The 26671-nt window shown below is 70.6% G+C and carries 29 protein-coding genes and 1 pseudogene; 26 read left to right on the forward strand and 4 right to left on the reverse strand.

Going from position 1 to position 26671, the window contains the following annotated elements; all coding sequences use genetic code 11:
- Positions 1-4 precede the first annotated feature (4 nt).
- The 17 genes from OHS57_RS27585 to OHS57_RS27665 all read left to right on the forward strand — a co-directional run bounded on the left by OHS57_RS27585 (position 5) and on the right by OHS57_RS27665 (position 13151).
- On the forward strand, positions 5-604 hold the full coding sequence (locus tag OHS57_RS27585) for a hypothetical protein (protein ID WP_041983953.1): 600 nt from the start codon (positions 5-7) through the stop codon (positions 602-604).
- 216 nt (positions 605-820) lie between these two features.
- Positions 821-1267 (forward strand): 30S ribosomal protein S16, encoded by a 447-nt coding sequence (gene rpsP, locus OHS57_RS27590; RefSeq protein ID WP_041983952.1) that lies wholly within the window; start codon positions 821-823, stop codon positions 1265-1267.
- A gap of 2 nt (positions 1268-1269) precedes the next feature.
- Positions 1270-1509 (forward strand): RNA-binding protein, encoded by a 240-nt coding sequence (locus OHS57_RS27595; protein WP_020868149.1) that lies wholly within the window; start codon positions 1270-1272, stop codon positions 1507-1509.
- A gap of 85 nt (positions 1510-1594) precedes the next feature.
- Positions 1595-2257 carry a ribosome maturation factor RimM gene (gene rimM / locus OHS57_RS27600; RefSeq protein ID WP_328583648.1) on the forward strand — a complete coding sequence of 221 codons (663 nt, stop codon included), beginning with the start codon at positions 1595-1597 and terminating at the stop codon, positions 2255-2257.
- On the forward strand, positions 2257-3078 hold the full coding sequence (gene trmD, locus OHS57_RS27605; RefSeq protein WP_328583649.1) for a tRNA (guanosine(37)-N1)-methyltransferase TrmD: 822 nt from the start codon (positions 2257-2259) through the stop codon (positions 3076-3078). Before rimM ends, trmD begins: the two co-directional genes overlap by 1 nt.
- Positions 3079-3213: 135 nt before the next feature.
- Positions 3214-3564, forward strand: a complete 351-nt coding sequence (gene rplS, locus OHS57_RS27610) for a 50S ribosomal protein L19 (protein ID WP_041983945.1) — start codon at positions 3214-3216, stop codon at positions 3562-3564.
- A gap of 57 nt (positions 3565-3621) precedes the next feature.
- Positions 3622-4377, forward strand: coding sequence for a signal peptidase I (gene lepB / locus OHS57_RS27615; protein ID WP_041983943.1), 756 nt, complete (start codon positions 3622-3624; stop codon positions 4375-4377).
- Entirely contained in the window at positions 4370-5362 is a 993-nt protein-coding gene (gene lepB / locus OHS57_RS27620) for a signal peptidase I (protein ID WP_078863394.1), read from the forward strand. The genes lepB (OHS57_RS27615) and lepB (OHS57_RS27620) overlap by 8 nt, the downstream gene beginning before the upstream one ends.
- Positions 5363-5381: 19 nt before the next feature.
- On the forward strand, positions 5382-6377 hold the full coding sequence (lepB, locus tag OHS57_RS27625; RefSeq protein ID WP_328585183.1) for a signal peptidase I: 996 nt from the start codon (positions 5382-5384) through the stop codon (positions 6375-6377).
- A 97-nt stretch (positions 6378-6474) separates the two neighbouring features.
- Positions 6475-7233: a signal peptidase I gene (gene lepB / locus OHS57_RS27630; RefSeq protein ID WP_041983938.1), complete on the forward strand. Its 759-nt coding sequence runs from the start codon at positions 6475-6477 to the stop codon at positions 7231-7233.
- Positions 7223-7750 carry an NUDIX hydrolase gene (locus OHS57_RS27635; RefSeq protein ID WP_328583650.1) on the forward strand — a complete coding sequence of 176 codons (528 nt, stop codon included), beginning with the start codon at positions 7223-7225 and terminating at the stop codon, positions 7748-7750. The genes lepB (OHS57_RS27630) and OHS57_RS27635 overlap by 11 nt, the downstream gene beginning before the upstream one ends.
- Positions 7751-7805: 55 nt before the next feature.
- Positions 7806-8114, forward strand: a complete 309-nt coding sequence (locus tag OHS57_RS27640) for a DUF2469 domain-containing protein (RefSeq protein WP_014675276.1) — start codon at positions 7806-7808, stop codon at positions 8112-8114.
- 176 nt (positions 8115-8290) lie between these two features.
- Positions 8291-8653 carry a YraN family protein gene (locus tag OHS57_RS27645; RefSeq protein ID WP_041983932.1) on the forward strand — a complete coding sequence of 121 codons (363 nt, stop codon included), beginning with the start codon at positions 8291-8293 and terminating at the stop codon, positions 8651-8653.
- Complete coding sequence (locus tag OHS57_RS27650; RefSeq protein WP_328583651.1) at positions 8653-10281, forward strand: YifB family Mg chelatase-like AAA ATPase; 1629 nt, start codon at positions 8653-8655, stop codon at positions 10279-10281. The genes OHS57_RS27645 and OHS57_RS27650 overlap by 1 nt, the downstream gene beginning before the upstream one ends.
- Positions 10278-11459, forward strand: coding sequence for a DNA-processing protein DprA (gene dprA / locus OHS57_RS27655; RefSeq protein ID WP_328583652.1), 1182 nt, complete (start codon positions 10278-10280; stop codon positions 11457-11459). Before OHS57_RS27650 ends, dprA begins: the two co-directional genes overlap by 4 nt.
- Positions 11460-11672: 213 nt before the next feature.
- Positions 11673-12518, forward strand: coding sequence for an RNA polymerase sigma factor WhiG (gene whiG / locus OHS57_RS27660; RefSeq protein ID WP_041983893.1), 846 nt, complete (start codon positions 11673-11675; stop codon positions 12516-12518).
- 72 nt (positions 12519-12590) lie between these two features.
- Positions 12591-13151: a TetR/AcrR family transcriptional regulator gene (locus OHS57_RS27665; RefSeq protein WP_041983890.1), complete on the forward strand. Its 561-nt coding sequence runs from the start codon at positions 12591-12593 to the stop codon at positions 13149-13151.
- Positions 13152-13180: 29 nt separating this feature from the next.
- Here OHS57_RS27665 and OHS57_RS27670 read toward each other — a convergent pair.
- Positions 13181-13720 (reverse strand): annotated as a pseudogene (locus OHS57_RS27670) (peptidoglycan DD-metalloendopeptidase family protein); the annotation flags it as partial.
- A 279-nt stretch (positions 13721-13999) separates the two neighbouring features.
- Here OHS57_RS27670 and rpsB point away from each other — a divergent pair.
- From rpsB to OHS57_RS27695, 5 genes are all read left to right on the forward strand, one after another.
- The gene (gene rpsB / locus OHS57_RS27675; RefSeq protein WP_041983885.1) at positions 14000-14998 is read left to right on the forward strand and encodes a 30S ribosomal protein S2; all 999 of its coding nucleotides are present in this window, start codon (positions 14000-14002) and stop codon (positions 14996-14998) included.
- A gap of 91 nt (positions 14999-15089) precedes the next feature.
- On the forward strand, positions 15090-15932 hold the full coding sequence (gene tsf, locus OHS57_RS27680; RefSeq protein ID WP_041983884.1) for a translation elongation factor Ts: 843 nt from the start codon (positions 15090-15092) through the stop codon (positions 15930-15932).
- A 166-nt stretch (positions 15933-16098) separates the two neighbouring features.
- Positions 16099-16887 carry a UMP kinase gene (gene pyrH, locus OHS57_RS27685; RefSeq protein WP_041983882.1) on the forward strand — a complete coding sequence of 263 codons (789 nt, stop codon included), beginning with the start codon at positions 16099-16101 and terminating at the stop codon, positions 16885-16887.
- A 132-nt stretch (positions 16888-17019) separates the two neighbouring features.
- Positions 17020-17577 carry a ribosome recycling factor gene (gene frr, locus OHS57_RS27690; protein WP_041983879.1) on the forward strand — a complete coding sequence of 186 codons (558 nt, stop codon included), beginning with the start codon at positions 17020-17022 and terminating at the stop codon, positions 17575-17577.
- The gene (locus tag OHS57_RS27695) at positions 17577-18647 is read left to right on the forward strand and encodes a phosphatidate cytidylyltransferase (RefSeq protein WP_328583653.1); all 1071 of its coding nucleotides are present in this window, start codon (positions 17577-17579) and stop codon (positions 18645-18647) included. The genes frr and OHS57_RS27695 overlap by 1 nt, the downstream gene beginning before the upstream one ends.
- 87 nt (positions 18648-18734) lie before the next feature.
- On the opposite strand, the gene OHS57_RS27700 is transcribed toward OHS57_RS27695, so the two are convergent.
- Complete coding sequence (locus tag OHS57_RS27700) at positions 18735-19604, reverse strand: GNAT family N-acetyltransferase (RefSeq protein ID WP_328583654.1); 870 nt, start codon at positions 19602-19604, stop codon at positions 18735-18737.
- 115 nt (positions 19605-19719) lie between these two features.
- On the opposite strand from OHS57_RS27700, the gene rlmN reads away from it, so the two are divergent.
- The 4 genes from rlmN (at position 19720) to OHS57_RS27720 (ending at position 24876) form a co-directional block, all read left to right on the forward strand.
- Positions 19720-20826, forward strand: coding sequence for a 23S rRNA (adenine(2503)-C(2))-methyltransferase RlmN (rlmN, locus tag OHS57_RS27705; RefSeq protein WP_041983875.1), 1107 nt, complete (start codon positions 19720-19722; stop codon positions 20824-20826).
- A 293-nt stretch (positions 20827-21119) separates the two neighbouring features.
- Positions 21120-22202: a thiamine ABC transporter substrate-binding protein gene (locus tag OHS57_RS27710; RefSeq protein ID WP_443043100.1), complete on the forward strand. Its 1083-nt coding sequence runs from the start codon at positions 21120-21122 to the stop codon at positions 22200-22202.
- Positions 22203-22225: 23 nt separating this feature from the next.
- On the forward strand, positions 22226-23851 hold the full coding sequence (locus OHS57_RS27715) for an ABC transporter permease (RefSeq protein WP_443043101.1): 1626 nt from the start codon (positions 22226-22228) through the stop codon (positions 23849-23851).
- Complete coding sequence (locus OHS57_RS27720; RefSeq protein WP_328583656.1) at positions 23851-24876, forward strand: ABC transporter ATP-binding protein; 1026 nt, start codon at positions 23851-23853, stop codon at positions 24874-24876. The genes OHS57_RS27715 and OHS57_RS27720 overlap by 1 nt, the downstream gene beginning before the upstream one ends.
- Before the next feature lie 14 nt (positions 24877-24890).
- On the opposite strand, the gene OHS57_RS27725 is transcribed toward OHS57_RS27720, so the two are convergent.
- Both OHS57_RS27725 and OHS57_RS27730 read right to left on the reverse strand, forming a co-directional pair.
- Entirely contained in the window at positions 24891-25328 is a 438-nt protein-coding gene (locus tag OHS57_RS27725; RefSeq protein WP_328583657.1) for a nuclear transport factor 2 family protein, read from the reverse strand.
- A gap of 137 nt (positions 25329-25465) precedes the next feature.
- Positions 25466-26590 (reverse strand): LOG family protein, encoded by a 1125-nt coding sequence (locus OHS57_RS27730; RefSeq protein WP_328583658.1) that lies wholly within the window; start codon positions 26588-26590, stop codon positions 25466-25468.
- Positions 26591-26671 lie beyond the last annotated feature (81 nt).

Consider the following 26671-nt stretch of genomic DNA (forward strand, 5'->3'; position numbering starts at 1 on the left):
CGACGTGAGCACGACACCACCTGTTCTCGCCGCAGAGCTGGCGCAGGCGTGGGCCGATATTCAGCGGTACCACCCCGAGCTGCCCGATCTTGCCGCGCCAGAGTCCCTGATCGGAGAGTCCTCGTCCGCCTGCGGCGCCGAGCTCTCCTTCGAACGACTGCTTCACGAAGCGGTCCATGGCATTGCCGCAGCCAGAGGCGTCCGTGACACCTCGCGCGCAGGCCGCTACCACAACCGCCGATTCCTCGCGATCGCCGAGGAGATGGGTCTGGACCACCCCGACGAGCCGCATCCCAGCAGCGGCTTCTCGCTGGTCCTGCTCAGCCCCGAGGCCAAGCGCCGCTACCGGCCGACCATGGAACGGCTGCAGCGCGCTCTCAAGGCGCACACCGTCGCGACGGCGGCCGACACCAAGCGCAGCTTCCGGGGTCCGGCCGCCCGGCACGGCTCGTCCGGCGGGGGCGTCCGGGTCAAGGCGGTCTGCGACTGCGGGCGCAACGTACGCGTCGTCCCCTCGGTCCTCGCGCAGGCGCCCATCGTCTGCGGCGGCTGCGGCAAGCCCTTCCGTATCCCGGAACAGGAAGTGGTCGCCGCTGCGAGCTGAAGCGCCGGGCAGCTCCGCAGCGCGCCGCCGTCCGTGCCTCTCCTGCCGGGTCAAGCCCCACCGCAGGTGTGTGGCACAATGGCAAGCTGCACTCGACAGTCGCACAGGACCCCTCTCTCCTCCGGCTGACGCGTCCATCGGGCATTTCGGGTGCCGCAACCCCACGTGGCATTCCCGCCGTGCCCAACCACGTCAAGACCAGGAGACACCACTCCCGTGGCAGTCAAGATCAAGCTGAAGCGTCTGGGCAAGATCCGTTCGCCTCACTACCGCATCATCGTCGCCGACTCCCGTACCCGCCGCGACGGCCGGGCCATCGAGGAGATCGGTCTGTACCACCCGGTGCAGAACCCCTCGCGTATCGAGGTCGACTCGGACCGCGCGCGTTACTGGCTGTCCGTCGGCGCCCAGCCGACCGAGCCGGTCCTCGCGATCCTCAAGCTCACCGGTGACTGGCAGGCCCACAAGGGACTGCCGGCCCCCGCGCCGCTGCTCATGCCGGAGCCCAAGGCTGACAAGCGCGCCCTCTTCGAGGCCGCCACCAAGGACGCCGGCGACGAGCCCAAGGGTGAGGCCATCACCCAGAAGGCGAAGAAGGCCGAGAAGAAGGCGGACGACGCCGGGACCGAGTCCCCGGCCGCCGCCGAGCCGACCGAGGCCTGAGCATGCTCGAGGAGGCTCTCGAGCACCTCGTGAAGGGCATCGTCGACAACCCGGACGAAGTGCAGGTCGCCTCGCGCAACCTGCGCCGTGGCCGCGTACTGGAGGTCAGGGTCCACCCCGACGACCTCGGTAAGGTGATCGGCCGCAACGGCCGCACCGCACGCGCGCTGCGTACCGTCGTGGGCGCCATCGGCGGCCGTGGCATCCGCGTCGATCTCGTCGACGTGGACCAGGTCCGCTGACTGAAGTTGTGACACCGGCACGGGCCGGGAAGGACCTTCGCGGCCCTTCCCGGCCCGTCGTCGTACGACAGGAGAAACGAGCACCGTGCAGTTGGTAGTGGCGCGCATCGGGCGCGCCCATGGGATCAAGGGCGAGGTCACCGTCGAGGTGCGCACGGACGAGCCCGAACTGCGGCTCGGGCCCGGCGCCGTACTCGCCACCGAACCGGCCTCCGTCGGACCGCTGACGATCGAGACGGGCCGGGTGCACAGCGGAAGGCTGCTGCTGCGCTTCGACGGCGTGAGCGACCGCTCGGGCGCCGAGGCGCTGCGCAACACCCTGCTCATCGCCGAGATCGACCCGGAGGAACTCCCCGAGGACCCGGAGGAGTACTACGACCACCAGCTGATGGACCTGGACGTCGTCCTGGCCGACGGCACGGAGATCGGCCGGATCACCGAGATCACCCACCTGCCCTCGCAGGACCTGTTCATCGTGGAACGCCCCGACGGCAGCGAGGTGATGATCCCGTTCGTCGAGAAGATCGTCACGGAGATCGACCTGGAGGAGCAACGGGCCGTGATCACCCCGCCGCCCGGACTCCTGGACGACGGCGCGGCGGACGTGGCGGGCAAGAACGACCCCGCCGCCGACGACCCCGCGCGGCGCGACCCCGCTGATGACGCCCGCGCTGATGACGCCCGCGCTGATGACGCCCGCGCTGATGACGCCCCCGCTGATGACGCCCCCGCCAAGGGCGACGCCTGATGCGGCTGGACGTCGTCACGATCTTCCCCGAGTACCTGGACCCGCTGAACGTCTCACTCGTCGGCAAGGCGCGCGCCCGCGGCCTGCTCGACGTCCATGTGCACGACCTGCGGCAGTGGACCCACGACCGGCACAACACGGTCGACGACACCCCGTACGGGGGCGGCCCCGGCATGGTCATGAAGACCGGCCCGTGGGGCGAGTCCCTCGACGAGGCGCTGGCGGACGGCTACGAGTCGGGCGCCCACAGCCCCGTACTCGTCGTCCCCACCCCCAGCGGCCGGCCCTTCACCCAGGAACTCGCCGTCGAACTCTCCGAGCGCCCCTGGCTGATCTTCACCCCCGCCCGCTACGAGGGCATCGACCGCCGGGTCGTCGACGAGTACGCGAGCCGGATGCCCGTCCACGAGGTGTCCATCGGCGACTACGTGCTGGCCGGCGGCGAGGCGGCGGTCCTGGTCGTCACGGAGGCGGTGGCCCGGCTGCTGCCCGGCGTCCTCGGCAACGCCGAGTCCCACCAGGACGACTCGTTCGCGCCCGGCGCCATGGCCAACCTGCTCGAAGGGCCCGTCTACACCAAGCCCCCGCAGTGGCGCGGCCGGGAGATCCCGGGCATCCTGCTGAGCGGCCACCACGGGAAGATCGCGCGCTGGCGCCGCGACGAGGCACTGCGCCGCACCGCCGCCAACCGGCCCGACATGATCGAGCGTTGGGACGCCGCGGCCTTCGACAAGAAGGACCGCGAGACGCTCTCCATCATGGGCTGGGCACCGGAGCCCGGCGGCCGATTTTGGCGCAGGCCCGCCGCCATGGAAGAATGAGCCGTTGCTGTACGTCCGGAGTGCGCCCCTGCCACAGGGGGAACGACGCCCGCCCGACGCGAACGGCACACCCCGAACTCTCATCACGACATCGCCGTTGATGACCTGTGGCATCAACGAGGAAGCAGATCTTTCATGTCCAGCCTGCTAGAGACCGTCGACGCCACCTCGCTGCGCACCGACCTCCCGGCCTTCCGCCCCGGTGACACGGTCAACGTGCACGTACGAGTCATCGAAGGCAACCGGTCCCGTATCCAGCAGTTCAAGGGCGTCGTCATCCGCCGCCAGGGCTCGGGCGTCCGCGAGACCTTCACGGTCCGCAAGGTCTCCTTCTCCGTCGGCGTCGAGCGCACCTTCCCCGCGCACAGCCCGATCTTCGAGAAGATCGAGCTCGTGAGCCGTGGCGACGTCCGCCGCGCCAAGCTGTACTACCTCCGTGAGCTGCGCGGCAAGGCCGCGAAGATCAAGGAGAAGCGCGACAACTGAGCCCGCGGGCTCGATCGCGCACGGGTCCACAGCGCCGCCGGATAAGCTCTGGGCGCGATGGACACCGAAGAACGTGACATGGAGCGCGACCCCTCTTCCGCATCCCCGACCGGGGCGGAAGCGGGGTCGCGCTTCTCACGTTTCACCGGGCTCACATGGCGCAGGGTCGTGTTCCTCGGCGCTGTCTGCGTCGTCATCGTGCTCCTGTTCAGCCATTTCGTGGTGCAGCCCTTCCTGATCCCCAGCGGCTCGATGGAGCCGACGCTGCGCGTCGGCGACCGTGTACTGGTCAACAAGTTGGCGTACCGTTTCGGTGCTGTGCCACAGCGCGGCGACGTGATCGTCTTCGACGGCACCGGATCCTTCGTCCAGGAGCCGCCCGCGGGCAATCCCGTCACCTCACTGCTGCACGGGGCGGCCGCGGCCCTCGGTCTCGCCGAGCCCGCCGAGACCGATTTCGTCAAGCGCGTGGTCGGTGTGGGCGGCGACCATGTGGTCTGCTGCGACAAGAGGGGCAGGGTCGAGGTGAACGGCCGGGCGGTGAACGAACGCTACGTGTACCCCGGGGACGCGCCTTCCGAGGTCGAGTTCGACATCGTGGTGCCCAGCGGACGGCTCTGGGTCATGGGCGACCACCGGGCCGTCTCCCGCGACTCCCGGGACCATCTCGGTGAGCCCGGCGGCGGTGTGGTGCCCGTGGACCGGGTGATCGGCAGGACCGACTGGATCGGCTGGCCGTTCGCCCACTGGACCTCGCTGAAGCGGACCGACGCCTTCCAGGGCGTACGAGACGCGGGCGGCGCCCATGGGTAAGCGCGGACGGCCGGCCAGCCACGGGTCCGACACCAGGCTGCCGACGGGCACCCGGCCGACCGACGGGCGGCCTTCGCTGCCGGGCCGGGCCGAGCGGCGCAAACTGGCGCGCCGGGTCAAGAACCGCCGCCGCAGATCGGCCGTGGTCGAGGTGCCCGTCCTGATCGTCGTCGCCGTACTCATCGCGCTCGTGCTCAAGACCTTCCTGGTCCAGGCGTTCGTGATCCCCTCCGGTTCGATGGAGGAGACGATCCGGATCAGCGACCGGGTCCTGGTGGACAAGCTGACGCCCTGGTTCGGCTCGAAGCCGAGCCGCGGCGACGTGGTCGTCTTCAAGGACCCCGGCGGCTGGCTGAAGGACGAGAAGCCCACCGCCGACACCTCACCCGCCGGCGTCAAACAGCTCAAGCAGGGACTGACGTTCATCGGACTGCTGCCGTCGGCCGACGAGCAGGATCTGATCAAGCGAGTGATCGCGGTCGGCGGTGACACCGTCAAATGTTGTGACAAGGATGGCAAAGTCACCGTCAACGGAACGCCCCTGAACGAGCCGTATCTTCACCCGGGGAACCCGCCGTCCACACTCTCGTTCGAGGTGAAGGTGCCGGCCGGGCGGATCTTCGTCATGGGAGATCACCGCTCCGACTCGGCCGATTCCCGCTTCCATCTGAACGAGAAATACCAGGGCACGGTGGCGGAGTCCGAGGTCGTGGGGCGTGCGGTGGTCATCGCCTGGCCGTTCGGCCACTGGCGCAGACTGGAGGAACCGGCCACGTACGCTTCGGTGGCCGAGGCGCGTGCGGGTCCTGCGGCGGCGTCAGTACGTACGAATAGTGTGATCCCCCAGGATCGCAACGGATTGGTCCGGCCCCCGGGCCCTGCGGAACTCCCGGTCGTTATGGGAGTGGTGGTCCTGTCCTGGAACCGGGACAGGCGCTCGTACAGCTCGTACAGAGCGAAACGCAGAGTGAATCGCACGGAGTGAAGGAGTGGATGTGGGGGACGTGGCGGTCGGCGCACGATCCGGACACGATGATCCCGAGGAGGGACACGAGCAGCTCGCCGAGTCGCCCGCAGCCGTGACCGATATGACGAACGACATGACGAAACCGGCGGCGCCGGGGAGCGGAGCAGGCACGGAATCCGGGAGCAGCACCGAGTACGGCGGCAGCGGCGGCCCCGGTGACGGCGAGGGCGACGGGGAAGATGACGGCGCGGCCGGCCGGCCGCGCAAGCAGCGCTCCTTCTGGAAGGAGCTGCCCCTGCTGATCGGGATCGCGCTGGTACTGGCGCTGCTGATCAAGACCTTCCTGGTGCAGGCGTTCTCCATCCCGTCCGACTCGATGCAGGACACCCTGCAGCGGGGCGACCGGGTGCTGGTGGACAAGCTCACCCCGTGGTTCGGCGCTGAGCCGCAGCGCGGCGAGGTGGTCGTCTTCCACGACCCGGGCGGCTGGCTCGAGGACACCCCGACGCCGGACCCGAACGTGGCGCAGAAGTTCCTCAGCTTCATCGGCCTGATGCCGTCGGCCGAGGAGAAGGACCTGATCAAGCGGGTCATCGCGGTCGGCGGTGACACGGTGAGCTGCGACAAGGGCGGCAAGGTCAAGGTCAACGGCCACGCGCTGCAGGAGTCCGGGTACATCTACCCGGGCAACACTCCGTGCGACGACGAGCCGTTCGGGCCGATCAAGGTCCCCGACGGCCGTATCTGGGTGATGGGCGACCACCGGCAGAACTCGCTGGACTCCCGCTACCACCAGTCGCTGCCCGGCAACGGGACGGTCTCCACCGACGAGGTCGTCGGCCGGGCCATCGTCGTGGCATGGCCGGTCAACCGGTGGGACGCGCTGTCCGTGCCGAGCACCTTCGACCAGTCGGGGCTGAGCGCAACGGCAGGCGCGGCTCCGGTGGCGGTCGGCCTGGTGGGCGCCTTCCCGCTGGTGCTGTGGCGCAGGAAGCGCCGAACCCGTGGACTTACCGAGCGTAACCCCGGGTAAGGTGCGGTCCCAGATCGTCGATCTCCGAGGATCTTGATCTCCGTGGATCACTCCCGGAAATCTCCGAGGATCACTCTCCGGAAATGGGGGCGCTGGGATGAGCGGAACAGGACGGACCAACGACGGCCGCGGCCGCCTCGGCAATGTGCTGTCGGGGCTGGCCGTGGCCGTCGGCTGTGTGCTCTTCCTCGGAGGGTTCGTCTGGGGCGCCGTCGTCTACCAGCCGTACACGGTGCCGACGGAGTCGATGACGCCGACAGTGAACGCGGGCGACCGGGTGCTCGCCCAGCGGATATCGGGCGCCGACGTGCGCCGCGGCGACGTGGTGGTCTTCAAGGACAAGCAGTGGGGCGACCTGCCGATGGTGAAGCGGGTGGCCGGGGTCGGCGGCGACAAGGTCGCCTGCTGCGACAGCCACGGCCGGCTCACCGTCAACGGCAAGCCGATCGACGAGCCGTACACCCAGAAGGCCATCGGCGGTCTCGCCTCGGCGACCGCCTTCTCGGCGTCGGTGCCGAAGGGTCAGCTGTTCATGCTCGGTGACGAGCGCAGCGGGTCGCTGGACTCCCGGGTCCATCTGCAGGACCCGGACCAGGGCTCCGTGCCGCGCTCCGAGGTGCGGGCGCGGGTGGACGCCGTCGCCTGGCCGCTGGGGACCATGATCGGCCGTCCCGCCTCCTTCGCCGCGCTGCCGGGCGGGGTGTCCCGGCCGGGGCCGCTGAAGCTGATGGTGGCGGCGGTGATTGCCGGTGCCGTGCTGATCCTGGGCGGCGCGGCCCTCGGACCGGTGCTGGGCAGGCTGTCCAGGCCGCGCCGGGGGGCCAGGACGGGCGAGGTGTCCGCGGGTGCCCGCTGACGAGGTGCCCCTTGAGGGTGTGGCGCCGGGCGGCGAGGTGGTGCGGAAGGTGGCACGGGTGGTGCTGCTGGACCCCGACGACCGGATCCTGCTGTTGCGCGGGTTCGAACCGGCCGACCCCGCCGACACCTGGTGGTTCACCCCGGGCGGCGGCCTGGAGGGCGACGAGACCAGACGGGAGGCCGCGCTGCGTGAGCTGACCGAGGAGACGGGGATCACACAGGTGGATCTCGGTCCGGTGCTGTGGCACCGGATCTGCTCGTTCCCGTTCGACGGCCGCCGCTGGCACCAGGACGAGTGGTACTTCCTGGCACGTACGACACAGACCGACACCTCGTCCGAAGGGCTGACCGAGCTGGAACGCCGCAGTGTCGCCGGGTCGAGGTGGTGGACCTCCGCCGAACTGTCGGCGTCGCGTGAGACGGTGTATCCGACCAGGCTCGCCGGGCTGCTGCGCAGGCTGCTCGACGAGGGTCCTCCGGATGAGCCGGTGATCCTCGACCCCGAAATCGTCTAGGGGTGAGAGGCGCCGGAGCACAATGGGGGGACGTACGGCTGAAGGGGAACATGCCATGAGCGCCGAGGACCTCGAGAAGTACGAGACCGAGATGGAGCTGAAGCTCTACCGGGAGTACCGCGATGTCGTCGGTCTGTTCAAATATGTGATCGAGACCGAGCGCCGCTTCTATCTCACCAACGACTACGAGATGCAGGTGCACTCGGTACAGGGTGAGGTTTTCTTCGAGGTGACCATGGCGGACGCCTGGGTCTGGGACATGTACAGGCCGGCCAGGTTCGTCAAACAGGTCCGGGTGCTCACATTCAAGGACGTGAACATCGAGGAGCTCAACAAGAGCGATCTCGAACTGCCCGGCGGCTGAAGAGAGTGAGCCGCCACCCCTGAGGCCCTGGAGCCTGGGGCCGGGGCCCTGAGGCACTCACCCCTGAGGCACTCACCCCTGAGAGTGGCCGGGTTGTCCACAGATGCAGGGTTATCCACCAAGATCCACTCGTTTCCGGCGAAGGCGTCAGAGTCGGTGGTGGAGGTGGTGCCGAGATGAACGCGACGGGGGCACTGGGGCGGTACGGCGAGAATCTGGCGGCGCGACAGCTGGTCGCGGCGGGGATGACCGTGCTCGCGCGGAACTGGCGGTGCGGCAGGACCGGCGAGATCGACATCGTGGCGATGGACACGGACGTGCTGGTGGTCTGCGAGGTCAAGACCCGCAGAGCCGACTCGTTCGAGCATCCGATGGCCGCGGTGACACCGGCCAAGGCGGAGCGGCTGAGACGGCTGGCCGACTGCTGGCTGGAGCGCTCGGGCGGCCCGCCGCCCGGCGGGGTGCGGATCGATCTCGTCGGAGTGGTGCTGCCGGACCGTGGCGCGCCCGTGCTGGAGCATGCGCGGGGGGTGGCCTGATGGGGTTCGCGCGTGCGTGCTCGGTGGCCCTGGTGGGCGTCGAAGGCGTGGTGGTCGAGGTCCAGGCCGATCTGGAGCCGGGAGTAGCCGCCTTCACCCTGGTCGGGCTGCCCGACAAGAGCCTCGTCGAGAGCCGGGACCGGGTCAGGGCTGCCGTGGTCAACTCCGGCGCCGAATGGCCGCAGAAGAAACTCACGGTGGGGCTGAGCCCCGCCTCCGTACCGAAGAGCGGGAGCGGCTTCGACCTGGCCGTCGCGGCCAGCGTCCTGGGCGCGGCCGAGCGGATCGACCCCAAGGCGATCGCCGATCTGGTGCTGATCGGGGAGCTGGGTCTCGACGGCCGGGTCCGACCCGTACGGGGCGTGCTGCCCGCGGTGCTGGCGGCGGCCGAGGCCGGCTACCGGCAGGTCGTCGTCCCCGAGCAGACCGCCGGTGAGGCGGCCCTGGTGCCCGGCGTCTCGGTCCTCGGCGTCCGGAGCCTGCGCCAGCTCATCGCCGTGCTGACGGACGGGCCTGTGCCGGACGAGCCGGAGGAGACCCTGGAAGGGCGCCCCGACCCCATGCTGGCCGGGCTGCTGGTGCCGGGAGCAGGAGTGGGCACCGGGCTCGCCACGGGCGCCGGGGCGGACGGCGGGCATCGTCCTGATCTCTCCGACGTGGCGGGACAGGCCGAGGCGCGTACGGCCCTGGAGGTCGCGGCGGCCGGCGGCCACCACCTGCTGCTGCACGGCCCGCCGGGCGCGGGCAAGACCATGCTGGCCGAGCGGCTGCCGGGCGTTCTGCCGCCGCTGACCCGACAGGAGGCCCTGGAAGTCACCGCGGTGCACTCGGTGGCCGGCATGCTGCCGCCGGGGCAGCCGCTGGTCCGTACGGCGCCCTACTGCGCGCCGCACCACTCGGCGACGATGCAGTCACTGGTCGGCGGCGGGAACGGGATGCCACGGCCCGGCGCTGTGTCGCTGGCACACCGCGGGATTCTCTTTCTCGACGAGGCGCCCGAGTTTTCGGGGCGGGCCCTGGACGCGCTGCGCCAGCCCCTCGAATCGGGTCATGTGGTGGTGGCCCGCAGCGCCGGCGTGGTGCGGCTGCCCGCCCGCTTCCTGATGATCCTCGCCGCCAACCCGTGCCCCTGCGGCCGGCACACCCTGCAGGGCTCCGGCTGCGAGTGCCCGCCGTCCGCGATCCGCCGCTACCAGGCGCGACTCTCCGGACCGCTGCTCGACCGGGTCGATCTGCGGGTGCGGGTCGAGCCGGTCCAGCGCGCCGATCTGATGGGGCAGGGCGGCAGGGGAGAGCCGACGGCCGCCGTCGCCGCACGGGTCGCCGAGGCCAGGGCGCGCTCCGCGGCCCGGCTCGACGGCACACCCTGGCGCGTCAACAGCGAGGTGCCGGGTCATGAGCTGCGTACCCGCTGGCTCGTCGCTCCCGGCGCCCTCGCCGCCGCCGAGCGCGATCTGGAGCGCGGACTGCTCACCGCCCGCGGCCTGGACCGGGTGCTGCGGGTCGCCTGGACCGTCGCCGACCTCGCGGGACGCGACCGGCCGCAGGAGCGGGACGTCGCGCTCGCGCTGGAGTTGCGTACCGGCGTCGCCAGAGGCGTACCGGCCGCCGCGGGGAGCGGGTCATGACGTCCACGACCGGCGCGGCCGAGGAGCGGCTGGCGCGGGCCGCGCTCACGCGGATCTTCGAGCCGGGCGACGAGAGCGGCGGCGCGTGGCTGCGGCAGTACGGTCCGCGCGAGGTGCTGGCCCGGCTCACCACGCCCGACGAGGGGACGGGGGCCCGGCGTGGGTGGCTCGGTGAGGTGGGCGAGCGGCGGCTCGCCGGATACCGGGCGCGGGCGGCGACGGCCCGGCCCGAGCGTGATCTGGCGGCGGTCGCCGCGCTCGGCGGCCGGTTCGTCTGCCCGGGCGACCAGGAGTGGCCCAGCCAGCTCGACGACCTCGGCGCGGCGGCCCCCATCGGGCTCTGGGTGCGTGGCGGACCCGATCTGCGGCTGTGGGCGCTGCGCTCCGTCGCCGTGGTGGGGGCCAGGGCGTGTACTCCGTACGGGGCACACATGGCGGCCGGACTCGGCGCGGGACTCGCCGAGCGCGGCTGGGTCGTCGTCTCCGGCGGCGCGTTCGGGGTCGACGCCGCGGCGCACCGCGGCGCCCTCGCGGCGGGCGGCGCGACCGTCGCCGTACTGGCCTGCGGGGTCGACGTCGTCTATCCGCGCGGTCATGCCGAGTTGATCGCACGCATCGCCGAACAAGGTCTGGTCATCGGAGAATTGCCGCCCGGCGACCACCCGACCCGCAGCAGGTTCATCCTGCGTAACCGCGTGATCGCCGCGCTCACCCGGGGCACGGTGGTGGTGGAGGCGCAGTACCGCAGCGGCTCGCTGGTCACGGCCCGCAGCGCGCAGCGGCTCGGGCGGCACACGATGGGGGTCCCGGGCCCGGCGACCAGCGGTCTGTCGGCGGGGGTGCACGAGCTGCTGCGAGGCGAAGGTGTGCTGGTCACGGACGCGGCCGAAGTGGCGGAGCTGGTCGGGGACATCGGCGATCTGGCCCCGCCCCGCACCGGTCCCGTCCTGCCCAGGGACCTGCTCGACCCGGTCGGCGCCCGGGTGCTGGAGGCCCTGCCCGGCGGTGGCACGGCCGACGTCCGGCAGCTCGCGACGGCGGCCGGTACGACACCGGACGAGGCGCTCGGCAAGCTCTACGAACTCCACTCGTTGGGGTTCGTCGAACGGCGCGGCGACACCTGGCGCCCCGCCTTCCTCGCGGCAGAGCCCGTCGCGACCCGGCGAGGCGGTGCTTGACCTGGGGCATTCGGGTGAAATGGTGAGAGCGATGACCTTTGTATTTCTATCGGGGATAACCCTGCCGGCGGCAGTGACACCGGGAGGAACGGGCGCCCGTTCCTCGCGCACCGCGACTCCTCAGTCACGCTACGCTCACCAGGATTCCGGCCCAGACGGACAGCCCCCACGCTTTCCCCCCGCACTTCACAGCAGAACGGCTCAAGGCAACGCATGCCCCAGCACACCTCCGGGTCCGACCGCACGGCGCCCCGGGCAGCGCCCCCAGCCGCCCGGAGCGCCGAGCGGCCGACCGCACCGTCGGCTCTCGACGCGCTGTGGCGGTCGTACAAGACCACGGGTGAGAAGCGGTTGCGCGAGCAGCTGATCCTGCACTACTCGCCGCTGGTGAAGTACGTCGCCGGCCGGGTGAGCGTGGGGCTGCCGTCCAACGTCGAGCAGGCGGACTTCGTCTCCTCCGGGGTCTTCGGGCTCATCGACGCGATCGAGAAGTTCGACATCGAGCGGTCGATCAAGTTCGAGACGTACGCGATCACCCGGATCCGGGGCGCGATCATCGACGAACTCCGGGCGCTGGACTGGATCCCACGCTCCGTGCGGCAGAAGGCGCGGGCCGTCGAGCGGGCGTACGCCACCCTGGAGGCGCAGCTGCGGCGTACCCCCTCCGAGGCCGAGGTCGCCGCGGAGATGGGGATCCAGCTGGAGGAACTGCACGCCGTTTTCAGCCAGTTGTCCCTCGCCAACGTGGTCGCCCTGGAAGAACTGCTGCATGTCGGCGGTGAGGGCGGCGATCGGCTCAGCCTGATGGACACCCTGGAGGACACGGCGGCCGACAACCCGGTCGAGGTCGCCGAGGGCCGCGAGCTGCGCCGGCTGCTCGCCCGCGCGATCAACACGCTCCCCGACCGGGAGAAGACCGTGGTCACGCTCTACTACTACGAAGGCCTCACGCTCGCCGAGATCGGCAACGTCCTCGGGGTGACCGAGAGCAGGGTCAGCCAGATCCACACCAAGTCCGTCCTGCAGTTGCGGGCCAAACTGGCCGACGTCGGACGTTGACGCCGATCTGCCGCTGAATCGTGCCTGCCGCGTCCGTAGAGTGGTGCCGTGCCCAGGATTCGAGCGGCCTCGGTGGCCGAGCACCGGAACATGCAGCGCGACGCCCTGCTGGACGCCGCGCGCTCCCTGCTGTCCGAAGGCGGTACGGAAGCGCTGACCTTCCCCGCCCTCGCCGAGCGCACCGGCCTCGCCAGATCCTCGGTGTACGAGTACTTCCGCTCCCGCGCCGCCGTCGTTGAGGAACTGTGCGCCGTCGACTTCCCCCGCTGGGCGGCGGAGGTCGAGGCGGCGATGGCCTGCGCCGACACCCCGCAGGCCCAGGTCGAGGCCTATGTGCGCCGGCAGTTGGCGCTGGTCGGCGACCGCAGTCACCGGGCCGTCGTCGCGATCTCGGCCGGTGAACTGGACGACGGAGCGCGGGAGAAGATCCGCGCGGCGCACGGCGGTCTGATCGCCATGATCGTGGAGGCGCTGGCCGCGCTCGGCCACGAGCAGCCGAGGCTCGCCGCGATGCTCCTCCAGGGAGTCGTCGACGCCGCGGTCCGCCGGATCGAGCTCGGCGCGGCCGAGGAACCCGCCGAGATCGCCGAGGCCGCCGTCTCGATGGCGCTGCGCGGCGTCGGCAAGGACTGACGCACCGGCGGGGTCACGGTTCCGCTCACCGGCTGCGCCACCCCGAAGACCGGCAGCAGCCGGGACGGGCCCCGGCGCAGCAGCTCGGGCGGCAGCAGGGACAGCGGGTCCAGATACACCGCGCCGCGCAGCAGCCCCCAGTGCAGACACCCCCCGGCGCAGTGCGAGGGGCCCGCCGCCAGCGTGGCGACCAGCTGCCCCTCGGTCACCTCGGCGCCCTCGGCGACGAGCGGTTCCACCGGTTCGTACGTGGTGCGCAGCGGCGGGTCGCCCGTACCGGCCAGCGCGACGGAGAGCACCCCGCGCCCGGCGACCCGGCCGGCGAAGGTGACCCGCCCGCCGGCCGCCGCCCGCACCGGCGAGCCGGGCGCGGCGGCGAGATCCACCCCGCGGTGGCCCCGCCCGTACGCGGAGGCGGGCGGCTCCCAGCCGCGCACCACGGCCGGCCGGGGATCCACCGGCCAGACGGCGGCGGACGCGGCCCCGGCGGCGGCGGTCGCGACCGCGGGAACGGTCAGGAGCAGAGTGGCCGCCACGAGCGGCCCGAGCAGCCAGCGAACAGTGATCATGGCGCATACGGTGCCGCGTACCGACCGGTTCGCGCTGATCATGAACCGGATCTGTGGAGTACCGACCGGTTGTGGACAGCGCCGTCACCCGGGGGTGCGAAGGTCCCGTACACTTCTTGTGGCGATCCGGGTCACCGGGTCGACTTCGCACGCCCCGCCATCGGCCCTTCATCGCGCCGATGTCCGCGCCACTCGGTCCTTCGTGGCACAGCGCGCCGGGGCGTCAGGCGGGACCGTCGTCCGGCGGTCGCGACAACCGAGTATCCGAGGAGTACGGCCATGGCCGTCGTCACGATGCGGGAGCTGCTGGAAAGCGGCGTCCACTTCGGTCACCAGACCCGCCGTTGGAACCCGAAGATGAAGCGTTTCATCTTCACGGAGCGCAACGGCATCTACATCATCGACCTGCTCCAGTCGCTGTCGTACATCGACCGCGCCTACGAGTTCGTCAAGGAGACTGTCGCCCACGGCGGCTCCATCATGTTCGTCGGCACCAAGAAGCAGGCGCAGGAAGCGATCGCCGAGCAGGCGACGCGCGTGGGCATGCCCTACGTCAACCAGCGCTGGCTCGGCGGCATGCTGACCAACTTCTCCACCGTCTACAAGCGTCTGCAGCGCCTCAAGGAGCTTGAGCAGATCGACTTCGACGATGTGGCCGCCTCCGGCCTCACCAAGAAGGAGCTGCTGGTCCTCTCCCGCGAGAAGATCAAGCTGGAGAAGACCCTCGGCGGTATCCGCGAGATGCAGAAGGTGCCCAGCGCCGTCTGGATCGTGGACACCAAGAAGGAGCACATCGCCGTCGGTGAGGCGCGCAAGCTCCACATCCCGGTCGTCGCGATCCTCGACACCAACTGCGACCCCGACGAGGTCGACTACAAGATCCCGGGCAACGACGACGCGATCCGTTCCGTCACCCTGCTCACCCGCGTGATCGCCGACGCCGTCGCCGAGGGCCTCATCGCCCGCTCCGGTGCCGCGACCGGCGACCAGAAGCCGGGCGAGAAGGCCGCCGGTGAGCCGCTCGCCGAGTGGGAGCGCGACCTGCTGACCGGTGACAAGAAGGCCGCCGAAGGCGACGCCGAGAAGCCGGCCGACGCCGAGGCCCCGGCCGAGGCCACCGCCGAAGCCCCGGCCGAGGTCCAGACCTCCGCCGAGACGGAGAAGGTCGCCGACGCCGAGCAGGCCGAGGAGACCGCCGCTCCCGCCGAGGCCGCAGCCGACGAGGCCGCAGCCCCCGCCGAGGAGTCGGCTCCGGCCGCGGACGCCGAGAAGGCCTGACCCTCACAAGGTTCGGTTGCTGACGGCGGGGGTCCACAAGACCCCCGCCGTCCACCCGTAGATCTTCGACTTCCGAGAGAGACTCACAGACATGGCGAACTACACCGCCGCTGACGTCAAGAAGCTCCGCGAGCTGACCGGCGCCGGCATGATGGACTGCAAGAAGGCCCTGGTCGAGGCCGACGGCGATGTCGACAAGGCCGTCGAGGTCCTGCGCGTCAAGGGCCAGAAGGGCGTCGCCAAGCGAGAGAGCCGCAGTGCCGAGAACGGCGCGGTGGTCTCCCTCATCGCCCCCGACAACACCTCGGGCGTGCTGGTCGAGCTGAAGTGCGAGACGGACTTCGTCGCCAAGGGCGACCGGTTCCAGGCCGTCGCCACGGCGATCGCCGAGCACGTCGCGAAGACCACCCCCGCCGACATCGCCGCTCTGCTGAGCTCCGAGATCGAGGCCGGCAAGACCGTCCAGGCGTACGTGGACGAGGCCAACGCCAACCTCGGCGAGAAGATCGTCCTGGACCGCTTCGCGCAGTTCCCGGCCGACGGCGGTTACGTGGCGTCGTACATGCACCGCACCATGCCCGACCTCCCGCCGCAGGTTGGCGTCCTGGTCGAGCTGGACAAGGAGAACGCGACGATCGCCAAGGATCTCGCGCAGCACATCGCCGCCTTCTCCCCGCAGTACCTGACGCGCGAGGACGTCCCCGCCGACATCGTCGAGAACGAGCGCCGCGTCGCCGAGGCCACCTCCCGCGAGGAGGGCAAGCCCGAGGCAGCCCTGCCGAAGATCGTCGAAGGCCGGGTCAACGGCTTCTTCAAGGAGGTCACCCTCCTCGACCAGCCGTTCGCCAAGGACAACAAGAAGAGCGTCAAGAAGATCCTGGACGAGGCCGGTGTCACGCTGAAGCGCTTCGCGCGCATCCGCGTCGGCGCCTGACGTCGCAGCAGTCGTACGCGAACGACGGCGGATCCCGCTAGGGTCTGGGACAGTCGTCGGCCGTGTACACGCCGCACGACCGCAGACCTGACGAGGAGGCCATTGCCGAAAGGGACACATCCACCCACCGGCAATGGCCTTCTTCGTATGTGCACGAGGAGATCCCATGAACAAGGGCGCGGACGCCAACCAGTCTGCCGACGACAAGAGCGAACCCGGCGACCCCGGCAAGAAAGCCGGCCGCTTCATGCTGAAGCTGTCCGGTGAGGCGTTCGCCGGCGGCGGAGGGCTCGGCGTCGACCCCGACGTCGTACACGCCATCGCCCGCGAGATCGCGGCCGTCGTACGGGACGGGGCGGAGATCGCCATCGTCATCGGCGGCGGTAACTTCTTCCGCGGCGCGGAGCTCCAGCAGCGCGGCATGGACCGGGCCCGCTCCGACTACATGGGGATGCTCGGCACCGTCATGAACTGCCTCGCCCTCCAGGACTTCCTGGAGAAGGAAGGCATCGACTCCCGCGTCCAGACCGCCATCACCATGGGCCAGGTCGCCGAGCCGTACATCCCGCTGCGTGCCGTGCGCCATCTGGAGAAGGGCCGCGTGGTGATCTTCGGCGCGGGCATGGGCATGCCGTACTTCTCCACCGACACCACAGCGGCCCAGCGCGCGCTGGAGATCGACGCCGAACTGCTGCTGATGGGCAAGAACGGCGTGGACGGCGTCTACGACTCCGACCCCAAGATCAACCCTTCGGCCGTCAAGTTCGACGCCCTGGAGTACAGCGAGGTCATCGCCGGCGGTCTGCGCGTCGCCGACATGACGGCGATCACGCTGTGCCAGGACAACAAACTGCCCATCCTGGTCTTCGAATTGCTGGCCGAGGGCAATATCGCGCGTGCGGTCAAGGGTGAGAAGATCGGCACTCTCGTGAGCGACCAGGGCACCCGGAGCTGACTCCGGAGCGGCCCCGCACGGGGATGGACAAAGGCCTGCCGGTCGGACACCGTGCAGGAGAAGACGCGACGCAGGTTCCGCCGGGACCGGCAGCAGACAACCGGGCCCACTCAAGACACGCAGGAGCAAGTGGTGATCGAAGAGACCCTCCTCGAGGCCGAGGAGAAGATGGAGAAGGCCGTCCTGGTCGCCAAAGACGACTTCGCAGCGATCCGCACGGGGCGTGCGCATCCGGCGATGTTCAACAAGATCGTGGCTGACTACTACGGCGCCTTGACCCCGATCAACCAGCTCGCCTCGTTCGCCGTGCCCGAGGCGCGGATGGCCGTGGTGACCCCGTTCGACAAGTCGGCGCTGCGCAACATCGAGCAGGCGATCCGCGACTCCGACCTCGGTGTCAATCCGAGCAACGACGGCAACATCATCCGGGTGGTCTTCCCCGAGCTCACCCAGGACCGCCGCAAGGAGTTCATCAAGGTCGCCAAGACCAAGGCCGAGGACTCGAAGATCTCGATCCGCGCCGTGCGCCGCAAGGCCAAGGAGACGATCGACAAGTTCGTCAAGGACGGCGAGGTCGGCGAGGACGAGGGCCGGCGCGCGGAGAAGGAGCTCGACGACACGACGGCGAAGTACGTCGCCCAGGTCGACGAACTCCTGAAGCACAAGGAAGCCGAGCTGCTCGAAGTCTGATGAACGACTCTTCCTGGGGCACCCCGCCGACTGCCGGCTACTGGGGGCCGCCCGACCAGGGGGCTGCCCCGGCGGGTCCCGCATACGATGAGCATGAGGCACAGCAGACTCGCCCCATGCCCATCGTGCCCGACGAACCCGCCGACGGCGGGGACCAGGATGCCGGCCGGGGGGCTGCTCGGCCGGGCGGCCCCCTGTTCCGCGACGAGATCCCGCAGGAGCCCATGCCCGCAGCACCGCCACCCCCGCCGCAGAAGAAACGGGCCGGCCGTGACCTGCGCGCGGCGATAGGGGTCGGTCTGGGCCTCGGCGCCGTGGTCATCGCCTCCCTCTTCATCGTCAAGGCCGTGTTCGTCGGCGTCATCGCCGTCGCCGTGGTCGTCGGCCTGTGGGAGCTCACCTCCCGGCTGGCCGAGAAGAAGGGCATCAAGGCCCCCCTCGTGCCCCTGGCCGTCGGCGGAGCCGCGATGGTCGTCGCCGGTTACGTACGCGGAGCCGAGGGCGCCTGGGTCGCGATGGCCCTGACCGCGCTCGCCGTGCTGGTCTGGCGGATGACCGAACCTCCCGAGGGCTACCTCCGGGATGTCACGGCCGGCGTCTTCGCCGCGTTCTACGTGCCGTTCCTGGCCACGTTCGTCGCGATGCTGCTGAGGGCGGACGACGGCCCGCAGCGGGTCCTGATGTTCCTGGTACTGACGGTGGTCAGCGACACCGGCGCCTACGCGGTCGGCTGGCGCTTCGGCACCCACAAGCTCGCGCCGCGCATCAGCCCAGGCAAGACCCGCGAAGGCCTGTTCGGCGCGGTCGCGTTCTCGATGGTGGCCGGCGCGCTGTGCATGCAGTTCATGATCGACGACGGAATCTGGTGGCAGGGCCTGCTCCTGGGCCTCGGCGTCGCCGCCAGCGCCACCCTCGGCGACCTCGGCGAGTCCATGATCAAGCGAGACCTGGGAATCAAGGACATGGGCACCCTGCTGCCCGGCCACGGCGGCATCATGGACCGCCTGGACTCCCTGCTCCCGACCGCCCCGGTGGTCTGGCTGCTCCTGGTCCTCTTCGTAGGCTCCTGACCACCCCCACCCCCACCCCCACCGAGCACCCGAGCGGGGCCCCTTGTCCACAGGACAGCGGGCCCCGCTCCGCGCGTCTCCCGGCGGCTATGCCCGCGTTGTGTGGCTGAAGCCCAGAGAGATGAGTCCTTCGGACTGGCACAACCTGTCGGAGGGGCCACCGACTTCCGTCTGGAGGAGTTGGTAGGCGGCGCCGTGGGACCGGCCCCAGTCCATGGCCGACCGCCACAGGGCGCGGCCCACGCCCTTCCCTCGGGCCTCGGGCAGGACGCCGAAGTACTGGGGCATGAGCTGGGGGCAGCCGATCGCGTCGGGACGTACGTCCATGGGCCCGATCGCGCCCACGATGCGGTCCTCGACGGCGGCGGCGAGGACCGGACCGCACCTGCCGGTCTGCATCTGGGTATGGAGGAACGCCAGGCCGTCGGCGGCCATGGCCCTGGCGAACGGCGCGAAGGTCTCCCGCACGACGGCCGGCCAGTCGGTGACGGGTCGGATCGTGCGGCCGGGGGCGGGACAAGGGCCGCTGGTGAAGTCCTTCAGCTGGACGCGGATGCCGCGCGGGGAACCGATCTCGGGCCCCAGCGGGCGCACCACCCTCGCGTTGGCCGCGTCGTGCACGGCGGCGAGCTTCGCTGCCAGCTCGGCGGCTTCGTCGACGACGCCGTCGCGGTGCCCGTAGGCGAAGACCTTGACGGTGCCGCGCCCGCGCCGGCTCAGGGTGGGGACGAGAGTGCGGTCGGGTCGGTGAACCATGTCGCCGGTCAGGACCGCTTCGTCCTTCTCACCGCTCCAGCGCCGGTCCTTGTCGTAGTGCAGGAAGAACCGGTCGGTGACGGCCGCTCGCAGTGTGTCCTCGAAGAGGTCGACGGTGAGGGCGTGAGGATGGACGGGGCCGAGAGTCGGCACGATCGGCGCGGTCAGCACGGGCCTGAGCCAGTCCCAACGGAAGAGCATGAGCGGCACATTAACGGTCGGGGCGGTTGACGATGACGAGTGTCACCCGTCATCGGTCATTGGTGAGCCTTTGTCGGACTGGTCACTGGGGAGTGTCTGCGACACTGGTACGACCATGCCTGTACCCGGAGAACTTACTTTTGTCGCGCCCCGCGGAGCCAAGAAGCCGCCGCGGCATCTTGCCGATCTCAGTCCCGTCGAGCGGCGCGAGGCTGTCGCTGCCATGGGGGAGAAAGCGTTTCGTGCCAAGCAGCTGTCGCAGCACTACTTCGCGCGCTATGCCCATGACCCCGAGCAGTGGACCGACATCCCCGCCGCCTCGCGGCAGAAGCTTGCCGCCGAGCTGCTGCCTGACCTGATGTCGGTGGTGCGGCACATCTCGTGTGACGACGACACCACCCGCAAGACCCTGTGGCGGCTGCATGACGGCACGCTCGTCGAGTCCGTGCTGATGCGCTACCCGGACCGGGTGACGATGTGCATCTCCTCGCAGGCGGGCTGCGGGATGAACTGTCCGTTCTGTGCGACGGGGCAGGCGGGGCTCGACCGTAATCTGTCGACCGCCGAGATCGTGCACCAGATCGTGGACGGCATGCGCGCCCTGCGCGACGGGGAGGTGCCCGGCGGGCCCTCGCGGCTGTCGAACATCGTCTTCATGGGGATGGGCGAGCCGCTCGCCAACTACAAGCGGGTGGTCGGCGCGATCCGGCGGCTGACCGACCCCGAGCCGGACGGGCTCGGGATCTCGCAGCGGGGGATCACGGTGTCGACCGTCGGGCTCGTGCCCGCGATGCTGCGCTTCGCCGACGAGGGGTTCAAGTGCCGCCTCGCCGTCTCGCTGCACGCCCCGGACGACGAGCTGCGGGACACGCTCGTACCCGTCAACACCCGGTGGAAGGTTCGCGAGGTGCTGGACGCCGCCTGGGAGTACGCGGAGAAGTCGGGCCGCCGTATCTCGATCGAGTACGCGCTCATCCGGGACATCAACGACCAGGCCTGGCGCGGAGACCGGCTGGGCCGGCTGCTCAAGGGCAAGCGGGTGCACGTCAACCTGATCCCGCTCAACCCGACGCCCGGCTCGAAGTGGACCGCTTCCCGCCCCGAGGACGAGAAGGCGTTCGTCGACGCCATCGCCGCCCACGGCGTGCCCGTGACCGTACGGGACACCCGGGGCCAGGAGATCGACGGGGCCTGTGGGCAGCTTGCCGCCTCCGAGCGGTAGGGCCCGCGGCTAGGACCGCCGGAACAGATTGCATGTAATCTGTTCCCGTACAACCGCACAGTCACATTCCGACAGGGGAGCGCCACAGCGCTGAGAGTGCGGCACATGTCCGTGAAGACGGACACAGGCCGCAGACCCTCTGAACCTTGCCCAGGTCATTCTGGGTAGGAAGTTCGGACATCCCTCAAGCTGTTGCGCCCTGCCCGGGTTCCGCTCACCGCGAGCGGCGCACCGGGCAGGGCCGCGTCTTCTCCTGGACATCCAGGAGGAATTCAGTGAGCAACACCCGGAGAATGACGGCCGTGGCGATCGTCGCCGCGCTCGGTGTCTCGACCCTCGCCGCCTGCGGCTCCGACAGTTCCGACTCGTCGGCGGGCAGCGGCGGGGGCGCCAAGTCCAAGACCGTCACCCTCGTCAGCCATGACTCGTGGGCCGCATCGCCCGCCGTCATGAAGGCCTTCACCAAGGAGACCGGTTACACGGTCAAGGTGCTCAAGAGCGGCGACGCGGGGGAGGCCGTCAACAAGGCGGTCCTCACCAAGGGTTCGCCCCAGGGCGACGTCTTCTTCGGCGTCGACAACACCCTGCTCTCCCGCGCCCTCGACAACGGCCTGTTCACGCCGTACGTCGCCAAGGGCCTCGGCCAGGTCGACGCCGACACCCAGCTCGACAAGGCGAAGCACCGGGTCACCCCCATCGACAGCGGTGACCTGTGCGTCAACTACGACAAGAAGTACTTCGCCGACAAGAAGCTCGCGCCGCCGCAGACCTTCGACGACCTGATCAAGCCCCAGTACAAGAACCTCCTGGTCACCGAGAACGTCGCGACCTCGTCGCCCGGCCTCGGCTTCCTGCTCGGCACGGTCGCGCGGTACGGCGACGACGGCTGGCAGGACTACTGGAAGAAGCTCAAGGCCAACGGCGTCCAGGTCGTGGACAGCTGGGAGCAGGCCTACAACGAGGACTTCTCCGGTTCGGCCGGCGGCAAGAAGGCCAAGGCCGACCGGCCGCTCGTCGTCTCGTACGCGTCGAGCCCGCCGGCCGAGGTGCTGTACGCCAAGCCGCAGCCGGCCCAGGCGCCGACCGGTATCTCCACCGGGACCTGCTTCCGGCAGATCGAGTTCGCCGGGCTGCTCGACGGGGCGAAGAACCCGGCCGGCGGCAAGGCCCTGATCGACTTCCTGATCAGCAAGAAGTTCCAGGAGGACATGCCGCTCACCATGTTCGTGAACCCCGTCGTCAAGGGCGCGAAACTGCCCGAGATCTACACCAAGTTCGGCACCACGGTCCCCAAGCCCGCGACCGTGACACCCGACCGCATCGCCGCCAACCGTGAGCAGTGGATCCAGTCGTGGTCCTCACTCGTGGTGAAGTGACCGCACCCGGCCGGGGGAACGCGGTGCGGCTCGGCCTGATGGCCCTGCCCGTCGCGTTCTTCGGGGTCTTCTTCGGCTACCCCGTCGTCGCCATCGTCGGTCGCGGGCTGAAGACCGGCGACGGCTGGCAGTTCGGCCGGATCGGCGACGTGCTCGGCCGGCCCGACATCCTGCACGTCCTGTGGTTCACCACCTGGCAGGCCCTGGCGTCCACCCTGCTCACCCTGCTGGTGGCGCTGCCCGCCGCGTACGTCTTCGCCCGCTTCGACTTCCCCGGCAAACAGCTGCTGCGGGCCGTGGTCACGGTGCCGTTCGTGCTGCCGACCGTCGTCGTGGGCACCGCGTTCCTCGCGCTGGTCGGCCGGGGCGGGGTGCTGGACGAGCTGTGGGGCGTACGGCTCGACACCACGGTCTGGGCGATCCTCCTCGCCCATGTCTTCTTCAACTACGCCGTGGTCGTACGGACCGTCGGCGGCCTCTGGTCGCAACTCGACCCGCGCCAGGAGGAAGCGGCGCGGGTCCTCGGCGCGGGCAGGGTCGCCGCGTGGTGGCGGGTGACGCTGCCCGCGCTCGCGCCCGCCGTCGCCGCCGGCGCCCTGATGGTCTTCCTCTTCTCCTTCACGTCCTTCGGCGTCGTCCAGATCCTCGGCGGCCCCGGCTACTCCACCCTGGAGGTGGAGATCTACCGGCAGACCGCGCAGCTGCTCGACCTGCCGACGGCCGCCGTGCTGACGCTGGTCCAGTTCGTCGCCGTCGGCGCGATCCTCGCCGTGCACGCCTGGACCGTACGCAAGCGGGAGACCACCCTGAAGCTCGTCGACCCGGCGCTGAGCGCGCGCCGGCCGCGCGGCGCCGCGCAGTGGACCCTGCTCGGCGGGGTGCTGGCGAGCATCGCGCTGCTGCTCCTGCTGCCGCTCGGCGTACTGGTCGAGCGCTCGCTCGACGTGCCCGGCGGATACGGCTTCGCGTACTACCGGGCGCTCGGCCGCCTCGACGCCGGCGGCACCTTCCTCGTACCGGCGCTGGACGCGGTGTGGAACTCGCTGCGGTACGCCCTCGTCGCGACGGTCATCGCGCTCGCGATCGGCGGCCTCGCCGCGGCGGCGCTCACCCGCAGGGCGGGCCGGTTCGTCCGGGGCTTCGACGCGCTGCTGATGCTGCCGCTCGGCGTCTCGGCGGTGACCGTCGGCTTCGGCTTCCTCATCACGCTCGACAAACCGCCGCTCGACCTGCGGCAGTCGTGGATCCTGGTGCCGCTCGCCCAGGCGCTGGTCGGGGTCCCCTTCGTCGTACGGACCATGCTGCCGGTGCTGCGGGCCGTGGACGGGCGGCTCCGTGAGGCCGCCGCGGTCCTCGGTGCCTCGCCGCTGCGGGTCTGGCGCGAGGTCGATCTGCCCATGGTGCGGCGGGCGTTGCTCGTCGCGGCCGGATTCGCCTTCGCCGTCTCGCTGGGCGAGTTCGGCGCGACGGTCTTCATCGCCAGGCCCGGCAGCCCGACTCTGCCGGTGGCCGTGGCGCGGCTGCTCGGCAGGCCGGGGGAGCTGAACTACGGCGAGGCGATGGCCCTGAGCACGGTCCTGATGATCGTGTGCGCGGTGTCCCTGCTCGTACTCGAACGTGTCCGCACCGACAGTTCCGGAGAGTTCTGATGGCCCTGTTGACCCTGGCTGACGTGACGGCGCGGTTCGGCGAGCGCACGGCGGTCGACGCGGTGGACCTGGAGATCGCCGAACACGAGATCGTCTGCGTGCTCGGCCCCAGCGGCAGCGGCAAGTCCACCCTGCTGCGGGTGGTCGCCGGGCTGCAACCCGCCGACGCCGGAAGGGTGTTGCTGGACGGCGCCGACCAGTCGGGGGTGCCGGTGCACCGGCGCGGGGTCGGGCTGATGTTCCAGGACCACCAGCTGTTCCCGCAGCGCGACGTCGGCGGCAATGTCGCCTTCGGACTGCGGATGCGCGGCGCCTCCCGCGACGAACAGCGGCGCCGCGTGGACGAGTTGCTTGACCTCGTCGGTCTGCCGGGCGCCGGAGGGCGGGCCGTGGCCGCGCTGTCGGGCGGTGAGCAGCAGCGCGTGGCGCTCGCCCGCGCGCTCGCCCCCGAGCCACGGCTCCTGATGCTGGACGAGCCGCTGGGCCAGCTCGACCGGAGTCTGCGTGAACGGCTCGTCGTCGAACTGCGCCTGCTGTTCGGCCGGTTGGGCACCACCGTGCTCGCCGTCACACACGACCAGGGCGAGGCGTTCGCGCTCGCCGACCGGGTGGTGGTGATGCGGGACGGGCGAATCGCCCAGACCGGCACGCCCCTTGAGGTCTGGCAGCGGCCCGCGTCCGCCTTCGTCGCGCGCTTCCTCGGCTTCGACAACGTCGTGGACGCCACCGTCGCCGGCCGGGCGGCCGCCACCCCCTGGGGCAAGATCCCGGTGCCCGAGGGCTCGGCGCAGGGCGACCGTACGCTGCTGGTACGGCCCGCCGGGGTACGGCTGGTCGCCCCGGCGGACGGCCTGCGGTGCACGGTCGAGGCGCGCACCTTCCGGGGCAGCCGCGTCGCCGTACTGCTGCGTCCCGACGACGAGGCGCCGACGCTGGAGGCGGAGTGCGGCCTGCGGGAGGCGCCGCCCGAGGGGACGGCGGTCGGGGTGACCTTCGCCGCCGAGGACGTCGTCGTACTCGACTGAGCGGGCGCCGGCGCTCAGTCGGCGCAGGCGGCGGCTATCGCGAGGCTGTCCTCGTAGATGCGGTAGCCGCTGATCAGCCCGTCCTCGACGGTGAGCCGCATCGCGAAGGGCGAGCGGAACGTCTTGCCGGTCGCCGTCACCGTCCCGGCCAACCGGCCTGTCACCACGGCCTGCTTGCCGTCGGCGAGCACCACGTCGACCGAGGAGTGCGCGGCGTCCGGGCGCTGCCCTGCGGCGAGTTCGCGGAAGTGGTCCGCCACATCGGCGCGGGTGGTACGCGGACGGATCCACGGCACCGTCGGGTTCTCGGCGATGGACCAGTCGACCCGCTCGGCGAACAGCCCCGCGATCAGGGCTGGTTCGCCGTCACCGATCAGCCGCAGCAGCTCCAGCGCCACGGCGCGGGTGCGCTCGGTCTCTGAGGCCGGAGAGGCCTCGGGGGTGGTGGTCATGGGATCTCCAGATGTTCGTGCCGCTGCTACGCGCACCACTCTGCCCGTAGGCACCGGGACACGCGATTACCTCACAGGTCATGACACCGACGTCGGTCAGGCCCCCGACGTCCCCGACGTTCCCGACGGCCCCGACGTCAGTACGCGTCCGTCAGCCGCGCCAGCGCCGCCGCCGCCTCGTCCACCGTGTCGACCAGCACGATCCGCGACTCCATGGCACGCTCCCTGGCCAGCGCCTGGAGCAGCGGCCAGGCCGGCAGGTGCCGGGTCCAGTGGTCGCGGTCGACCAGGATCATCGGGGTCGGCTCGCCGCGCGACTCGTAGTAGTTCGGTGTCGCGTTGTCGAAGATCTCCTGGACCGTCCCCGCCGCGCCCGGCAGGAAGATCACGCCCGCGTTCGAGCGGGCCAGCAGACCGTCCTCACGGGTGGCGTTGGCGAAGTACTTCGCGATGTGGCCCGCGAAGGCGTTCGGCGGCTCGTGGCCGTAGAACCAGGTGGGTATCCCGACGGAGTCGTCGCCCTTGGGCCAGCGCCTGCGCACGTCGAAGGCGGCCTGCGCCCAGTCGGAGACGGAAGGACGGAACGACGGTGTCTTGCTGAGGAGTTCCAGCGCCTCGTCCAGCATGCCGTCCCGGTAGCAGGCGGCGTAGGCGCCGAGGTTGGCCGCCTCCATGGCGCCGGGGCCGCCGCCGGTGGCGACGGTCAGTCCGGTACGGGTCAGGGAGCGGCCGAGCCGGGCGGCGCCCGCGTACTCGTCGGTGCCGCGCGCCATGGCGTGGCCGCCCATGACGCCCACGACCTGCGCGCCGACCAGGTGTTCGTCGAGGGCGTCGGAGATCGCGTCGTCGTGCACGGAGCGCAGCATGGAGGCGAAGATGTCGCCGTCGGACCTGGTCCGCTGGAACCACGCGTAGCCGCGGGCGTCCGGTGTCGCGTCGTAACCGGCGTCGTCAAGGCCGTCGAAAAGCTGCTCGGGCGTGTACAGCAGGCCGCGGTACGGATCGAACGGCAGGCCGGGCACCGGCGGGAACACCAGGGCGCCGTCGGCGCGCACCTTGGCCAGCGCCTCCGGCTCCATCGGGCAGCCGAGGAACACCGCGCCCGTGGTGTCGGCGGCCAGCAGGGCGGCCGTACGGCCCGTCAGGTCGACGGCCTGCAGGCGGTATCCGCCGAGCTTTCCGCCACCGACCCTGCGATCGAATTCCGCCAGGGACTCGATCTCCAGGTCCTGGCCACTGTCACTGCTCTCCGGATTCAGCACGGCGCCAGCCTAGGGCCTATGCCCCGGGCCTAACCCTGGGGCCGTCCCTCAACCCGTCGACACGGCCGGACAGGGCACCGC

The sequence above is a fragment of the Streptomyces sp. NBC_00370 genome, from assembly GCF_036084755.1.
GTDB lineage: Bacteria > Actinomycetota > Actinomycetes > Streptomycetales > Streptomycetaceae > Streptomyces.

Excerpts from the sequence above, each read along its gene's own strand:
- tsf (WP_041983884.1), top strand. The coding sequence starts at position 15,090 with ATGGCGAACTACACCGCCGCTGACGTCAAGAAGCTCCGCGAGCTGACC.
- OHS57_RS27710 (WP_443043100.1), top strand. The coding sequence starts at position 21,120 with ATGACGGCCGTGGCGATCGTCGCCGCGCTCGGTGTCTCGACCCTCGCC.
- trmD (WP_328583649.1), top strand. The coding sequence starts at position 2,257 with ATGCGGCTGGACGTCGTCACGATCTTCCCCGAGTACCTGGACCCGCTG.
- lepB (WP_041983938.1), top strand. The coding sequence starts at position 6,475 with ATGAGCGGAACAGGACGGACCAACGACGGCCGCGGCCGCCTCGGCAAT.
- OHS57_RS27650 (WP_328583651.1), top strand. The coding sequence starts at position 8,653 with ATGGGGTTCGCGCGTGCGTGCTCGGTGGCCCTGGTGGGCGTCGAAGGC.
- lepB (WP_041983943.1), top strand. The coding sequence starts at position 3,622 with ATGGACACCGAAGAACGTGACATGGAGCGCGACCCCTCTTCCGCATCC.
- dprA (WP_328583652.1), top strand. The coding sequence starts at position 10,278 with ATGACGTCCACGACCGGCGCGGCCGAGGAGCGGCTGGCGCGGGCCGCG.
- rpsB (WP_041983885.1), top strand. The coding sequence starts at position 14,000 with ATGGCCGTCGTCACGATGCGGGAGCTGCTGGAAAGCGGCGTCCACTTC.
- whiG (WP_041983893.1), top strand. The coding sequence starts at position 11,673 with ATGCCCCAGCACACCTCCGGGTCCGACCGCACGGCGCCCCGGGCAGCG.
- OHS57_RS27640 (WP_014675276.1), top strand. The coding sequence starts at position 7,806 with ATGAGCGCCGAGGACCTCGAGAAGTACGAGACCGAGATGGAGCTGAAG.
- OHS57_RS27595 (WP_020868149.1), top strand. The coding sequence starts at position 1,270 with ATGCTCGAGGAGGCTCTCGAGCACCTCGTGAAGGGCATCGTCGACAAC.
- pyrH (WP_041983882.1), top strand. The coding sequence starts at position 16,099 with ATGAACAAGGGCGCGGACGCCAACCAGTCTGCCGACGACAAGAGCGAA.
- OHS57_RS27700 (WP_328583654.1), bottom strand. The coding sequence starts at position 19,604 with ATGCTCTTCCGTTGGGACTGGCTCAGGCCCGTGCTGACCGCGCCGATC.
- OHS57_RS27725 (WP_328583657.1), bottom strand. The coding sequence starts at position 25,328 with ATGACCACCACCCCCGAGGCCTCTCCGGCCTCAGAGACCGAGCGCACC.
- OHS57_RS27720 (WP_328583656.1), top strand. The coding sequence starts at position 23,851 with ATGGCCCTGTTGACCCTGGCTGACGTGACGGCGCGGTTCGGCGAGCGC.
- OHS57_RS27695 (WP_328583653.1), top strand. The coding sequence starts at position 17,577 with ATGAACGACTCTTCCTGGGGCACCCCGCCGACTGCCGGCTACTGGGGG.
- lepB (WP_078863394.1), top strand. The coding sequence starts at position 4,370 with ATGGGTAAGCGCGGACGGCCGGCCAGCCACGGGTCCGACACCAGGCTG.
- rlmN (WP_041983875.1), top strand. The coding sequence starts at position 19,720 with ATGCCTGTACCCGGAGAACTTACTTTTGTCGCGCCCCGCGGAGCCAAG.
- OHS57_RS27645 (WP_041983932.1), top strand. The coding sequence starts at position 8,291 with ATGAACGCGACGGGGGCACTGGGGCGGTACGGCGAGAATCTGGCGGCG.
- rplS (WP_041983945.1), top strand. The coding sequence starts at position 3,214 with ATGTCCAGCCTGCTAGAGACCGTCGACGCCACCTCGCTGCGCACCGAC.